Source organism: Actinomadura rifamycini DSM 43936 (genome assembly GCF_000425065.1).
In the GTDB taxonomy this organism is placed as follows: domain Bacteria; phylum Actinomycetota; class Actinomycetes; order Streptosporangiales; family Streptosporangiaceae; genus Spirillospora; species Spirillospora rifamycini.
Genome location: NZ_AULB01000023.1, coordinates 111,412 through 124,809, shown reverse-complemented (window position 1 = coordinate 124,809; position 13,398 = coordinate 111,412). Strand labels below are relative to the sequence as shown.

Below are 13,398 nucleotides of genomic sequence, written 5' to 3'. Positions count from 1 at the left end.
GGACGTCTCGTACCGGGACGGTCTCGTACCGGACGGTCGCGGTCACAGCCAGAAGTCGCATTTGTGCTGCCGCGAGAAGTCGACGGGTTCTGGGGTGAGCGGTTCAGTGGTCAGTGTCCGCAGGTTGTCGTTCGGGGCGCCGGGGCGGAGCCGCTTCCAATGCGGCAGGTTCTTTCCGTTGGGGTCGCCGGTGCGGGCGAAAGCCGTCCAGTAACGGACCATCCGGTCGGCCAGGCGGCGCTGGGCGGGGCCGAGTTCCGGCTGTTCGGCGGGCGGCCTGAGGTCGAAGAGGTAGAAGGCGTCCGCGGAGTGGTAGGCGCCGTAGGGGTAGCCGACGTCGGGGAGCGTCGGCGGGGCGGTGCGGTCGGCGAACTCGTAGGCGTAGACCGGCACGTGCCGGCTCATGAGGCGGTTGCGCTCCAGGGTGGGGCAGGCCAGCCCGCTGTCGGTGGTGACGGCGGCCCAGGTCCGGCTGGGCGGCCGCCCTCGGCGGAGGGGGTACCTGGCGGCGACTTCACCGGCCCGGCCGCCGAACGCCTGGGCGAGGTACCGGCGGTATTGCGCCGCGGTCAGCGGCCCGATGGCCCGGTCGATGACCGCCTGGATGTAGGTCGTCTCGTCCCGCGTCGTCCCGGACATCACGGGCACTTTGGCGAATCTCCCGGTGCGGAACGCGACGCGGGGGTCGTCGGGGAGGGTGCGGCTGCCGTAGGAGAGGCCCGCGAACTGCCCGAAGACCTGCATGAGGCGGTCGGCGGGAAGCCGGCGCAGGCAGTCCAGTGCGGCGGACGGGACGCCGCAGCCCAGTTGGGCGGCGGCCTGCCGGCCGCGGGCGGCCAGGCTCTCGGGGGCCTCCCACGGAGAGACGTTGGGCAGGCCGGGTGCCAGCAGGTTCGCCGGGATGTCCCTGGTGCAGAAGGAGCTCTGCACGATGGCGCGGTCGAACAGGCCCGCCGCCTGCGGCGACGCCAGGTGGGCGCAGACGCTCTGCCCGCCCGCCGACTGCCCGAAGAGGGTGAGATTGCCCGGGTCGCCGCCGAACGCGCGGGCGTTCCGCCGCACCCAGCGCAGCGCGGCCTGCTGGTCCTGGAGGGCGAAGCTTCCCGAGCCGTCCAGCCCCGGGTGGCCGAAGTTGCCGAAGACGCCCAGCCGGTAGTTCACCGTCACGACCACCACGTCGCCCTGGACGGCGAGGCGGTGCGGATCGTACTCGCCGCCCGAGCCCTCGACGAAACCGCCGCCGTGCAACCAGACCATCACGGGTTTCGGGCCGCGGGAGGACGCCGAGTCGGGTGCGGTGACGTTGAGGTACAGGCAGTCCTCGGCACGGGACGCGGGCGTCCCCGTGGAGGAGGCTTCCTGCGCGCAGCGCTCGCCGGGCGCGGTCGCGTCCCGCACGCCCGGCCAGGGCGCGTGCGGCGCCGGGGACGTCCAGCGCCGGTCGCCCGTCGGCGGCGCGGCGAACGGGACCCCCAGGAACTCGCGGTATCCGTCCCGCTGGACACCGCGCACCTTGCCCTTGTCGGTCGCCACGACGGCGCCGTCCCCGCCTGACGCGGACGTGCGGGACGGCGTCGCGGCGCAGGCCGCGACGGCCGCGAGCACGGCCGGCGCCATCGCGAGCCCGAGCGCCGCTCTCCACCCGCGCCGCGCGCTCGTCCCGGAGCCGCCGGTCACGGGAGCAGCCGTGCCCAGCCGCCGCGCCGGGCGACGAGGAGCAGCCCCACGACGAGCATCACGGCGTGCCCGGCGAGGCGGGCGCCCGCCGGCATGTCCAGGTGGTTCAGCAGGAACCAGCTCTCGGAGTCGGTGAACAGGTTGTTGATCAGACCTCCGCCGCCCTGGATGAGCAGGACGAGCCCCAGCGTTGCCGACACGGCGCCTCCGCAGACAATAGGTCAGTACGTTCGTATTGGTTTGATGGGCGACGATAACCTGAGGCGGCTATGCCGGTCAAACCAGTACGTTCGACTTGAAAAAGAGAGGTGGCCGTGGCCAGTCAACGGCCCGGCGTGCGGGGCCCCGGCGCGGCGCACGCCGAGCGTCGGCGGCGCATCCTCGACGCGGTGTTCGCGATCGTCGACGCCGAGGGGACCGACCAGATCAGCATCCGGCACGTCGCGAACCGCGCCGGGGTGTCCGTCGGCCGCGTCCAGCACTACTTCCCCAGCAAGGACGCCCTGCTCGCCGAGGCGTTCGCGGCGATCAACGCGCGCGGGTCCGAGCGGGTGCGCGCGCGGCTCACCGCCGGGGACGGCCTCGGCGACCCCGAAGCCGTCCTGGCCGAGGTCCTGGACGGCCTCCTCCCGCGCACCGAGGAGGACCGCCGGCTCTTCCGGGTCGCCCAGGCGTTCGAGACGTTCGCGCTTCCGCGGCCCGCGCTCAAGGAGCAGGTCGCCCGGGGCTACGACGACCTCGCCTCGCTGGTGGCCCTGCTGCTCTCCAAGATCGCCGCCCCCGGGCCGTCCGGCGACCTCGCCTCGCTCCGCCCCCGTGCCTACCGGATCGTGGCGCTGGCGATCGGCCTGGCGGGCCTCGTGATGACCGAGAACCTCACGCCCGAGCAGGCTCGCGAGATCGTGTCCGCACACGTGCAGGACAGTCTCCGGGAGTGATGGCTCAAGGCCGGGGGCGGACGGGCGGGTTGAAGCGGGACAGGCCCGGTTCGCTCCACCGCAGCGGGACGGCGCCGGGGGTCTCGACGACGCCGGTCACGGTGAACTCGACGAGGCGTTCGGCGCCCGGCACCGCGGCGGCGCGCGCGGGCTCCCAGTCGGTGCGGGCCGTCCCGGTGAGCTGCAGGACGGCGCCGGTGCGCCAGTCGGGGAACAGCAGCCCCGCCCGGGGCTGCACCTCCAGATTGCCCAGGGTGTTGAACATGGCGTTGCCCGCGTAGTCGGGCCAGCGCAGCAGGGTCGGCGACACCGCCTCCACGAAGCCCGGGTCGCCGCCGCGGTGGGACGCGTCCGCGTCGCCCTCGCGGTCGGACGTCGCGATGAAGAAGGTGTCGGCCGCGGCGATCCACCGGCGCTGGTCACCGGTCAGCGCGCTCGAACGCCGCGGCCGTCCGGGGGCGGCCGGCTCCCAGTGCGGACGGCGCTTCTGGATGTACTTCGGGCAGTTGGAGTACACCTGGTCGAGCGCGACGCGCAGGCCGTGCGCGGTCGGGACGGCGCGGCCGTTCATCCGCATCCGCCGGTGCCGGGACGGCTCGATGGCGAGCATCCCGACCGGTGCGGGTCCGGTGAGCCGGTCGTGCAGCGGGTCGTCCGGTCCCGTGCGGGCGTCGACCGCGACGGTGCGGGCGTCGGCGGCGCGCAGGAAGCCGGGCGGGCCGGTGAGCAGCGTGGCCCACATCGCGCCCGCGCCGTCGGCGGCGCCGAGGACGACCATCGGCTGCCGGACCAGGAACGTGCGGGCCACCTCGGGGAGTTCGGCGCGGACGGCGCGGGCGGAGAACGCGCCCTGGTCCAGCAGGCCGGCGCGCCGCTGGGCGGCCCGTTCGCCTTCGTGGTAGACGTCGGCCGCCACAGCGGCCCTCCTTTCGTCCGGTTGCCGAGGGTCAGAAGAAACCGCAGGTGGGGGCGGCCCCGCTCGGCGCGGGCGCGGTGTCGGCGCCGGTGGGCGCGTAGATCTCCAGCCGGATCCCGTCGGGGTCGGCGAAGAAGATCCCGCCGGAGGAGGCCCCCTCCCCGTGCGGGACGACGCCGTCGTGCGCGAACGCGGCGCCGAGCTCGCGCAGCACCCGTTCGGCGGCCTTCACCTCGTCGATCGACTCGACCTGGAACGACAGGTGGTGCAGGCCCGCCGACCGGGTCGGGAAGCCGGTGTCGCTCTGCTGCCACAGGGTCAGCACCAGGCGCCCGTCCCGTCCGAGGAAGGCCCAGCGGCGCCCGTCGTCCCTGCCCTCGGCCTGGACTTCGAGCCCGAAGACGCGCTCGTAGAAGGGCAGCGACCGATCGACGTCGGTGACGTTCAAGCCCACGTGCCCGGTCTGCAGAGCCCTGATGGCGACCGTCTCCATGACACATACCTCGCTAACCCGGGCAGCCCCGCCCGGCTCGATCTAACCTGCTATCGCAAGATAGATAGTTAGAGCGAGATCGTCAACCGGCTAAGTCGCGATAGCCGGGTAGACTCGGACCGTGCAGTCGGAACCCCGTCCCCAGCCGCAGGTCGCAGCGGACCCGCGCCCGCTCACCGGCGAACCGCTGTGCCTCGACCTGATCAACACGCGATGGATCGCGAACGGCGCCCGCCGCGACCTGCTCGACACCACCGACGGGCTGGCCGTCTGGCTGCGCTCCGCCGGACTGGACGGCCGGGCGACGGCCGACCGGGCGACGCGCGACGCCCTCGCCGAGACCCGCGGCGTCCTGCTCGACCTGGTGGAGCGGCGCCCGTCCACCGGCGCGGCGGAGGCCCTCAACCGGATCCTCGAGCGCGGCGCGCTGCACCCCCGGCTCGGTCCCGGCGGCCCCGAGCGCCGCCCCCGGACCGACGACCCCGCGTGGCTGCCGTCCTGGCTCGCCGCCGCCGACTACCTGCGGCTCCTGGACGACGACCCCCGCCGCATCAAACCGTGCGCGCACCCCGACTGCGTCCTGTACTTCCACGACACCACGAAGAACGGCACCCGCCGCTGGTGCTCCATGGCCGGCTGCGGCAACCGCGCCAAGGCCGCACGCCACTACGAGCGCAGCAAGACCGACCCGTGACCGCGCGCCCGCCGCGGCGCCGATGCCGGGCGGTAGGGGCAGGTCAGACGATGCGGGTGCAGAGTTTGCCGCCGCGGAAGTCCCAGTCGACGGACCGGTCGGCGGGCGGGCAGTCGCCCCTGGTGAGCGCGGTGACCTTGAGGATGTGCTCGTAGGTCCCCGGGACGGAGTTGCTCCCGCACGGCCACGTCGTCATGAGGTCGCCGTTGCTGATGGAGACGGTGTTCTCCTCCGGGCCGTCGTTGGCCAGGAAGCAGTCGCCCACGTGGAGCCGCCGCTCGACGCACAGCGCGATCTCCTCGTCGTCCTCGCCGTGCCTCCACCACAGGGCCCCGTCGATCTCGCCGCGCTCGGCGCCGCAGTTCGCGGAGCCGTCCCCCACCTTGAGCACCTTGAGGTAGGCGTCGTCCCGCGAGCAGCTGACCGCTTTCGGCTTCTCCTTGGTCCACTCGCCGTCGTCCGGGGATTGGGACACGTTCAGGCAGTCGCCCTTGGAGATCTTCTCGAACGCCTTGCGGACGGGGTCGGGCGTCGGGGACGGCGTGGAGCTGCGGCTCTCGGACGCGCTGGGGGTGGGCGTCCAGGTGGGGGCGGGCGTCCGGGTGGGGGTCGTCTGCACGGCGGCGGTGCCCGATGTGTCCGGCTCGTCCCGCCCGTCGGCGATGGCCCAGAGGGCGGACGCGATCACCAGGACGCCCGCCGCGGCCGCGGCGAGGGCCGGCGCGTGCCCCCGGGCCGCCGGGAGGCGGAGGCGCCGCGTGCCGCCCGGCGCGGGGACGAGCGCCGCGGTCTCGGCGACCCGGGTCGCGATCATCGTGGTGACGGCGTCCGGCAGCGGCGGCTCCCCGCCCTCGACCAGCGCGGAGCAGCGTTCGAGGAAGGCGCCGAGGCCGGGCCGGTCGTCCGGGTCCTTCGCCAGGCCGGCCGTGATCAGCGGGAGCAGGGACTCCGGGACGCCGGCCAGGTCGGGGTCCTCGTTGACGACGCGGTAGCCGAGGGCCTCCATCGGCCCCTCGCCGAACGGCCGCCTGCCGGTGGCGGCGAACGCGAGCACGGCGGCCAGGCAGAACACGTCGCTCGCCCGCCCGACCTCGCGTCCCCGGAACTGCTCGGGCGACATGAACCCGGGGGTGCCGACGATGCTCGTGCGGGTGGTCTGCGAGGTGGCGTCCAGCGCCCGGGCGATGCCGAAGTCGATGATGCGGGGCCCGTCCTGGGCGAGCAGGACGTTGCCGGGCTTGAGGTCCCGGTGGACCACGCCGCGCTCGTGGACGGCCTGCAGCCCTTCGGCGAGCCCCGCGCCGAGGCCCGCCACCGCTTCCGCGGAGAGCGGGCCGTGCTCGCCGACGGCCTCCTGCAGCGACGGCCCGGCGATGTACTCGGTCACGAGCCACGGCGGGTCGGCGTCGGTGCCGGCGTCCACCACCTGCGCGGTGTGCACGCCCCCGACGCGCCGCGCCGCCGCGATCTCCTGGTCGAAGCGCCGCCGGAACTGCGGGTCCCCGGCGAGGTGCGGGTGGATCACCTTGACCGCGACCGGTTTCCCGCCCGGCGACCGGCCCAGGTAGACCCGGCCCATCCCGCCCGCGCCGAGCCGCGCCACCAGCCGGTACGTGCCGACCCGCTTCGGGTCGCCCGCCTGCAGCGGCTCCGTCTTCGCGTTGGACACTCCGCCCGCCCTCCCGCCGCGCCGGCCACCGACCGGACCCGGCCGTCCGGGCTCCCCCGGGGACCGAAGCGCCGCAGGGGCCCGGCCGCGCGCCGGTCCGACCGCTAATAAACACTGCTGTTCTCCGAAGAGTACAGCCCGCGGAACGGCACGCGGGGCGGTCAGCCGAGGGTGAGGCGTTCCTCTATGAGCGCCCGCTGGGCGGGGTTGGCGGTGAGCCGCAGGGCCCGCCCGTCGGCGGCGCGGGCCTCGGCGGGACGGCCGAGGGCGCGCAGCAGTTCGGCCCGGGTGGCGTGGTACGGCGGGTAGCGCTCCAGGGTCGCGCGGTCGTTTTCCGGGAGGGCGTCCAGGTCGGCCAGGGCGTTGCGGGCGCCGCCGCGGGAACCGGGGTGGTGGTGCAGGGCGATGGCGCGCTGGAGCCGGTGCACGGGGGACGGCGCCATCGCCAGCAGCATGTCGTACAGCACGACGATCTGCGGCCAGTCGGTGTCGTCCCAGGCCGGTGCTTCGGCGTGGCAGGCGACGATCGCGGCCTGCACCTGGTACGGGCCGGGGCCGCGGAGCGCCGCGGCGCGTTCGAGCAGCCGGACCCCCTCGGCGATGGCGTCGCGGTCCCAGCGGGCGCGGTCCTGGTCGCGCAGCGGCACCAGGTCGCCGCCGCCGTCGAAGCGGGCGGCGGCGCGGGCCCGGTGCAGGCGGATGAGGGCGAGCAGGCCGAGGACCTCGGGCTGCCGCGGCATCAGCCACGCGAGCTGCGCGGCGAGCCATTCGGCGTCGGCCGCCAGGTCGGGCGCGTGCGTCCGTCCGCCCGTGCTGGCCAGGTACCCCTCGTTGAACAGCAGGTAGATGACGGTCAGGACCTCGCGCAGCCGGTCGGGAAGGTCGTCGCCGGCGGGGACGCGGTAGGGGATGCGCGCGTCGGCGATCTTGCGTTTGGCACGGGTGATGCGCCGGGAGACCGCCGGTTCCGAGGCCAGGAGCGCGGCGGCGATCTGCGCGGTGGTGAGCCCGCACACGGCCCGCAGGGTGAGCGCGATCCGCGCGGCCGGCGGCAGCGCGGGGTGGCAGCAGGTGAACAGCAGCTTGAGCCGGTCGTCGGGTTCGGACGGCACCGGCCACCGCAGCCGCGCCAGCTTGTCGCGCTGGACGGCGCGGCGGCGCAGCACGTCGATGCCGCGGCGGCGCGCGGTGGTGAGCAGCCAGGCGTCCGGATGCTCGGGGATCCCGTCGACCGGCCAGCGCCGCAGCGCGGTCTCGACCGCGTCCTGGACGACGTCCTCGGCGGCGGCGAAGTCGTCCAGCACCCGCACCAGGCACGCGGTGAGCCGGCCCGCGTGCTCGCGCACGGTGCGGGCCAGCTCGGCGTGCACCCGCGGGTCCGGGTGGGCGGACGCCATCAGGTGATCGGGCGGATCTCGACGAGCGGGCACGCCGGCCACGAGCGGGCCACCGCCATCGCCGCGTCCAGGTCGGCGACCTCGATCTCGGCGTACCCGGACACGACCTCCTTGCCTTCCACGAACGGCCCGTCGGTGACGATCGCGTCCCCGCCCGCCAGCCGCATCGTGGTGGCGGTCTCGGCGGGCCGCAGGTGCGCGTGGTGGGTGATCACGGCCGCGTGCTCGGTGAACCAGCGCCCCACCGCCTCGAACGCCGCCTGCCGCTCGTCCTCGCCCATCGCCTCCAGCTCGCGGGCGAACTCCTCGGTCTCGACGAACATCAGCACGTACTTCACGTGTGTCTCCTTCCCCGGAACGGCCGCCCGACGTCTTTCGCCGGGAAGCGCTCCTCACCCCCAAGACGAACGGGCCCTCCCCCGATCCGACACCGCCGCCGGCCGTTTTCCCGGCGTCGCCGGGGTCAGGCCCGCCTTGCGGAGCCGGGTGCCGAGGCCCGTCCAGGCGTTCGGGACGTCCGGCGGCCCGGCGAACCAGCGCTCCCAGACCGGTCGGACGTGCTCGGGGACGGGCGGGAAGTACACCCCGTCGAGCTCCAGGTCGATCAGGTCCGTGCCGTGCGCGGACGGGCGCCAGGCGCGGACCTCGACCCAGAGCGTCCGGTCGGTGAGGGGTTCGCCCCGGTCGTCCCGTATCTCCAGGACGGTCTCGTCGAGGTTCAGCGCGCGGCGGGTGCCCTTCGCCAGGGCCGCCCGCAGCCGGTCTCCGGGGGCGAGGCCGCGCAGGACGAGCGCGGGCCGCTCCCGCTCGGGCGGCAGGACGCGGGCGAACTCCCGGCAGGAGCCCAGCCACCGGCGCTCGTCGTGCACCCGGACGCGGCCCCGGTGCCCCTCGGGCGGGCCTTCGTCGTCGTCCAGGCCGGTCAGCACGAGGCTGCCCGACGCCGGGTGGAGCCCGGGGGCGCGGGCGTCCTCCAGCAGCCAGGCGTCGCCGCCGTCGGGGACGAGCCAGACCCGGTCGCCGACCCACCCGTGGACTCCGGCGCCGTCCGGGACCCAGCCGAGCAGCTCGTACGTCCCGCGCTCGGGCTCGCCGAAGAGGCCGTCCACCGCGGCGCACACGCCGAGGACGTGGTCGTCTTCGGCGGCGACCAGGGTGAACCGGCCGCGTCCGCGATGTTCCACGATGCCCATCATGCCCGGATCGGCGCGCGGGCGGGGATGCCTGTCGGGGGCGGCTGGCAGGGTTGCGCGGAAACGCTCCCGAGAAAGGTGACGCCATGACGCTGCTCGACTCCAACGGACGGGCCCTCCCGCTGCCTCCCGACCCGCCGAGCCCGGTGCCGGACGAGGTCGGGCGCGGGCTGGCGGCGTTCCGGGCGGGCGACGCCGGGCGGGCGCGGGAGCTGCTGGCCGCGGCCGCCGACGCGGGACGGACGAGCGCGTCCGGGCACGCGGCGATGGCGCTGGCGGGCATCGGGATCGGCGAGGACGGGCTCGACGACCCGCACCGGGCGCGGCTGGAGCAGGCGGCCTCGGGCGAGGACCCGTGGCTGGGGCCGCTGGCCGCGGTGCTGCTCACCCCGGACTTCCGGTCGGGCGCCTCGGCGGACCCGGACGGGCGGCTCCTCCCGGGCCTCGCGGCCTGGCTCACCGGTGACCCGGACGCCGCGCGGGACGGCTTCGGGCGCACCTTCGAGGCCCGCAAGGGCACGGCCGCCGGAGACGTCGCGGGCCTGCTGCTCGGCGCCCTCCTCGTCCAGGGCGGGGAGCCGGAGGCCGCCCTCGAACCGCTCCGCTACACGCGGAAGATGTGCGACGGCACACTGGCGGCCTTCGCCGGCCATCTCGAGGCGCACGTCCTCATCGGGCAGGGCAAGAAGGAGCGTGCGAGCACGGCGCTGTCGTACGCGCACCGCGCGTCCCACCCGGCCAGAGGCGGCGACGCGGGGCTGCACCCGTGGGTCGCGGTCAGGTTCGGCGAGCTGCTGGCGAGCGAACCGTGGATGGACATCGTGTACGACCAGGTCGAGCAGAGCGGGGTGAGCGAGGGCTCGGTGATCCGGGAGCCGTTCGAGTCCGCCCAGTACCAGAAAGAGGTCAGCGCACCCGCGCTCGCCGACATCGGCCTGTTCCTGTTCCCGGCCACGTTCGAACCCGTGCACGCGGGTCTGGACCGTCTGAAGGAATGGAGCGACGAACGGTACGAGCGCGCCCGCAGGCTGGTGCTCACGCTCTACACCTTCGTCGAGGACGGCCGCGACGCGGAGCGCACGCGGGGCCTGGCGGAGCTGCTGGCGAAGCTCGACCTGCCGAGGCCCAAGTACTGATCGGCGAAGGGCGCGGGTGCCGCGCCGCCGGCCGTGTCCGCCTTCGGACACGGCCGTTTCACCGGTCGGGATGTTCATGGATGGTGAGGCCATGCGCTCCCTGATCCGTGTCCTCACCCTCGCCGCCGCCGGTGCCGCCGCGGCCTTGACCGCCTCCCCCGCGCTGGCGTCCGCTCCCGCCGGGTTCCCGGTGTGCATTCCGGAAGCGCCGGTGTGCGCGGGCATCACCGGCGAGCCGGGGGACTACTCCTATGCGTTCCGCTTCCAGCCGCAGCCGACCGGCGTCCTGACGTTCACCGTCAACGACGCGTACGCGCCCGGGAGCGTGTACTACGAGAGCGGCCCCACGTACCTGCGCGGCGAGTACCGGCCCACCGTGCCGCTGGTCAGCGGGGACGAGGTCTGCTTGAGCTACACGATCTCCGGCTGGCCCGGCGAGACCTGCGACACCGTGCCGTGACCGGCCGTCGCGGTCGCCCGCCGCCCGCGGAGGTCAGGCGAAGCCTGTATCTCTAGAGGGGACACAAGGGGGCGATGCGCATCATGGCGGGGCCGGTCGAACTGTGCGGCAGAGAGCCGGAGGCCGCGGCGGTCGCGGACCTGCTCGCCGGGGCGCGCCGCGGCGAGAGCGCGGTGCTGGTGCTGCGCGGGGAACCGGGCATCGGCAAGACGGCGCTCCTCGACCACGCCGCCGCGGCGGCCGGGGACCTGCGGACGCTCCGCGGCGCGGGCGTCGAGTTCGAGGCGGAACTGCCGTACTCGGGCCTCCAGCTGCTGCTGCGTCCGGCGCTGGGCCGCCGCGCCGCGCTGCCCGCCCCGCAGCGCGCGGCCCTGGAGGCGGCGTGCGGGCTCGGCGCGGGCGGCGGCGCCGACCCGATGCTGGTGGGGCTCGCGGTGCTGTCGCTGCTCACCGACCACGCGGGCGCGGACGGGGCGCTGTGCCTGGTCGACGACGCGCAGTGGCTCGACCGGGCCTCGCGGGACGCGCTGCTGTTCGCCGCGCGGCGCCTGCAGGCCGAGGGCGTCGTCATGCTCTTCGCCGTCCGGGACGGCGAGGGCGACTTCCCGGCGGCGGGCCTTCCGGAGCTGCGGCTGGCCGGGCTGGCCCCGGCGGCGGCCGCCGCGCTGCTCGACCGGGCGCCGCTGGCTCCCGACCTGCGGTACCGCCTGCTGGCGGAGGCGGGCGGGAACCCGCTGGCGCTGCTGGAGCTGCCGGTGGCCCTGGCCGCCGAGGGCGGCGGGGCGTTCGCGCCGCGCGCGCTCCCGCTGACCGACCGCCTGCGGCTGGCCTTCCACGGGCAGGTCGGCCGGATGCCGGAGGCGTGCCAGCGGGTGCTGCTGGCGGCGGCGGCCGAGGAGTCCGGCGAGGTGGCGGTGATCCTGCGCGCCGCCGCCGCGCTGGGCGCGGCCGTCGAGGACCTGGCCCCGGCCGAGCGGGCCGGGCTGGTGCTGCGCGGGGGCACCGAGGGCGCGCTCCGCTTCCGCCATCCGCTGGTCCGCGCCGCCGTCTACCAGCGTGCGCCGCTCGCGCAGCGGCTCGCCGTGCACCGCGCGCTCGCCGCCGCCCTCGACGCGCCCGAGCACGCCGACCGCCGGGCCTGGCACCTGGCGGCCGCCGCGACCGGAGCCGACGACGGGGTCGCCGCGGCGCTCGAACGCACCGCCGTCCGCGCGCGGGAGCGCAGCGGCCACCAGGCGGCGGCCGCCGCGTACGAGCAGGCCGCGCGGCTGAGCGCCGGGCCCGGAGACCGCGCGCGGCGCGAGGTCCTGGCGGCGGAGGCGGCCCTGGAGGCGGGCGACCTGGAACGTGCCAGGGCCCTCGGGACGCGCGCGTCCCGGCGGCAGGCCGGCCGGGACCCGGCCGGGCACGCGCGGATCGCCGCGGTGCGGGCGCACGCGGACTTCTGGCAGGGCTCCTACGCCGCCGCCCACCGGACGCTGCTGGACGGCGCCGCGCTCGTCCGCGGCACCGACCCGGACCGGGCCGCCGCCCTGCTGGTCCAGGCCGTCCACCCGTCCTGGTACCTGGGCGAGCGGGCGCTCGCGGCGACGCTGGACCGGCTGACCGCGCTGCCGGACGACGGCGCGAGCCCGTTCGCGCCGATCGGCCCCTTCCTCGCCCGCCTCGGCCGGGACCGCGCCGGCCCGCCGCCGGGCCTGGGCGGCACCGTCGCCGAGGTGCGGCGGCGCGGCGGTGTCCCCGACCAGGCGCTGATGATCCTGTGCGGTGCCGCGCTCGCGCTGGGGCAGGACGCCGACGCGCACGCGCTGGCGGCCGGGCTCGCCGACGGGCAGCGCGCCCGGGGCGGCGCCGGGCGGCTGCCGACCGTGCTGTTCTTCGTGGCGGAGGGCGAGGTGTTCACGGGGCGGCATCTGGACGCGCTCGCCACGGCGTCCGAGGCCCTGGGGCTCGCCCGCGCCACCGGGCAGCGGCAGTGGGTCGGCCAGTTCGCGAGCGTGCTCGCCTACCTCGACGCGGTGCGGGGGCGGGAGGCGGACTGCCGCCGGAACGCCGAGGACGGGCTCGCCGGCGCGGCCGTCGGCGGCGTCTCGCCCGGCGCGCCGTGGGCGCACTGGTCGCTCGGGCTGCTGGACCTCGGGCTCGGCCGCGCCGAGGCGGCGCTCGCCCGCTTCGAGCGGCTGGCCCGCGAGCCGATGCGCCACCACATCTGCGCGACCCGCTCCATCCCCGACCTGGTGGAGTCGGCCGTCCGGGTGGGGGCGCCGGAGCGCGCCGCGGAGCCGCTGGAGCGCTTCGAGCGGTGGGCCGGGGCGGTCCGGCTGCCGTGGGCGGACGCGCTGGTGCTGCGCTGCCGCGGGCTGCTGGCCGCCGACGACCGGGCCGAGGAGTGCTACACCGGGGCCCTGCGGCTGCACGACCGGGACGACCGCGCGCTGGAGTACGCCCGGACCGCGCTGCTGTACGGCGAGTGGCTGCGCCGGGCCCGGCGCAAGGCCGAGGCGCGCGGGCGGCTGCAGGACGCGCTGGACGTCTTCGACCGGCTCGGCATGCGCCCGTGGGCCGACCGCGCCCGCGGCGAGCTCACCGCGACCGGCGTCCCGGACCGGGGCGCGCGGGCCGGCGGGGCGGCGGCCGGCCTCACCCCGCAGGAGCTCCAGATCGCGCGGCTCGCCGCGCGGGGCCTGTCCAACCGCGACATCGCGGCGCGGCTGTTCCTCAGCCACCGGACGGTCGGCTACCACCTCTACAAGGCGTATCCCAAGCTCGGCGTCGCCTCCCGGGGCGAGCTGAGGGACGTCGCCGACCGGCTCGGGCTGTGAGAG

At 76.0% G+C, this 13,398-nt stretch carries 13 protein-coding genes; 5 read left to right on the top strand and 8 right to left on the bottom strand.

Annotation, left to right across the window (positions count from 1 at the left end):
- Nucleotides 1–42: 42 nt before the first annotated feature.
- Both H505_RS0122465 and H505_RS0122460 read right to left on the bottom strand, forming a co-directional pair.
- The gene (locus tag H505_RS0122465) at nucleotides 43–1,677 is read right to left on the bottom strand and encodes a carboxylesterase/lipase family protein (protein WP_157433088.1); all 1,635 of its coding nucleotides are present in this window, start codon (nucleotides 1,675–1,677) and stop codon (nucleotides 43–45) included.
- Nucleotides 1,674–1,877: a hypothetical protein gene (locus H505_RS0122460; protein ID WP_034519252.1), complete on the bottom strand. Its 204-nt coding sequence runs from the start codon at nucleotides 1,875–1,877 to the stop codon at nucleotides 1,674–1,676. The genes H505_RS0122465 and H505_RS0122460 overlap by 4 nt, the downstream gene beginning before the upstream one ends.
- A gap of 114 nt (nucleotides 1,878–1,991) precedes the next feature.
- Here H505_RS0122460 and H505_RS0122455 point away from each other — a divergent pair, with 114 nt between their 5' ends.
- On the top strand, nucleotides 1,992–2,615 hold the full coding sequence (locus tag H505_RS0122455) for a TetR/AcrR family transcriptional regulator (RefSeq protein WP_034519324.1): 624 nt from the start codon (nucleotides 1,992–1,994) through the stop codon (nucleotides 2,613–2,615).
- 4 nt (nucleotides 2,616–2,619) lie between these two features.
- Here H505_RS0122455 and H505_RS0122450 read toward each other — a convergent pair whose 3' ends face one another.
- Together H505_RS0122450 and H505_RS0122445 are read right to left on the bottom strand one after the other, a co-directional pair.
- Nucleotides 2,620–3,531, bottom strand: coding sequence for a pyridoxamine 5'-phosphate oxidase family protein (locus H505_RS0122450; RefSeq protein ID WP_026403778.1), 912 nt, complete (start codon nucleotides 3,529–3,531; stop codon nucleotides 2,620–2,622).
- A 31-nt stretch (nucleotides 3,532–3,562) separates the two neighbouring features.
- Nucleotides 3,563–4,024, bottom strand: a complete 462-nt coding sequence (locus tag H505_RS0122445) for a VOC family protein (protein ID WP_026403777.1) — start codon at nucleotides 4,022–4,024, stop codon at nucleotides 3,563–3,565.
- Nucleotides 4,025–4,145: 121 nt separating this feature from the next.
- Between H505_RS0122445 and H505_RS0122440 the strand changes: the two genes are divergently transcribed.
- Nucleotides 4,146–4,718, top strand: a complete 573-nt coding sequence (locus tag H505_RS0122440; RefSeq protein ID WP_026403776.1) for a CGNR zinc finger domain-containing protein — start codon at nucleotides 4,146–4,148, stop codon at nucleotides 4,716–4,718.
- 43 nt (nucleotides 4,719–4,761) lie between these two features.
- Here the strand turns inward: H505_RS0122440 and H505_RS51100 are convergent, their stop codons facing one another.
- From H505_RS51100 to H505_RS43685, 4 genes are all read right to left on the bottom strand, one after another.
- On the bottom strand, nucleotides 4,762–6,387 hold the full coding sequence (locus tag H505_RS51100; protein WP_051301035.1) for a serine/threonine-protein kinase: 1,626 nt from the start codon (nucleotides 6,385–6,387) through the stop codon (nucleotides 4,762–4,764).
- Between the two features lie 161 nt (nucleotides 6,388–6,548).
- Nucleotides 6,549–7,784, bottom strand: a complete 1,236-nt coding sequence (locus H505_RS0122430; RefSeq protein ID WP_034519249.1) for an RNA polymerase sigma factor — start codon at nucleotides 7,782–7,784, stop codon at nucleotides 6,549–6,551.
- Nucleotides 7,784–8,122: a YciI family protein gene (locus tag H505_RS0122425; protein ID WP_026403774.1), complete on the bottom strand. Its 339-nt coding sequence runs from the start codon at nucleotides 8,120–8,122 to the stop codon at nucleotides 7,784–7,786. Before H505_RS0122425 ends, H505_RS0122430 begins: the two co-directional genes overlap by 1 nt.
- Before the next feature lie 54 nt (nucleotides 8,123–8,176).
- On the bottom strand, nucleotides 8,177–8,968 hold the full coding sequence (locus H505_RS43685) for a hypothetical protein (protein ID WP_211238533.1): 792 nt from the start codon (nucleotides 8,966–8,968) through the stop codon (nucleotides 8,177–8,179).
- Nucleotides 8,969–9,063: 95 nt separating this feature from the next.
- On the opposite strand from H505_RS43685, the gene H505_RS0122415 reads away from it, so the two are divergent.
- The 3 genes from H505_RS0122415 to H505_RS0122405 all read left to right on the top strand — a co-directional run bounded on the left by H505_RS0122415 (nucleotide 9,064) and on the right by H505_RS0122405 (nucleotide 13,395).
- Nucleotides 9,064–10,113 carry a hypothetical protein gene (locus tag H505_RS0122415; RefSeq protein WP_026403773.1) on the top strand — a complete coding sequence of 350 codons (1,050 nt, stop codon included), beginning with the start codon at nucleotides 9,064–9,066 and terminating at the stop codon, nucleotides 10,111–10,113.
- A 91-nt stretch (nucleotides 10,114–10,204) separates the two neighbouring features.
- Complete coding sequence (locus tag H505_RS0122410) at nucleotides 10,205–10,573, top strand: hypothetical protein (protein WP_026403772.1); 369 nt, start codon at nucleotides 10,205–10,207, stop codon at nucleotides 10,571–10,573.
- A gap of 74 nt (nucleotides 10,574–10,647) precedes the next feature.
- A complete protein-coding gene (locus H505_RS0122405; RefSeq protein ID WP_026403771.1) occupies nucleotides 10,648–13,395 on the top strand; it encodes a helix-turn-helix transcriptional regulator in 2,748 nt (915 codons plus the stop codon).
- Nucleotides 13,396–13,398: the final 3 nt, after the last annotated feature.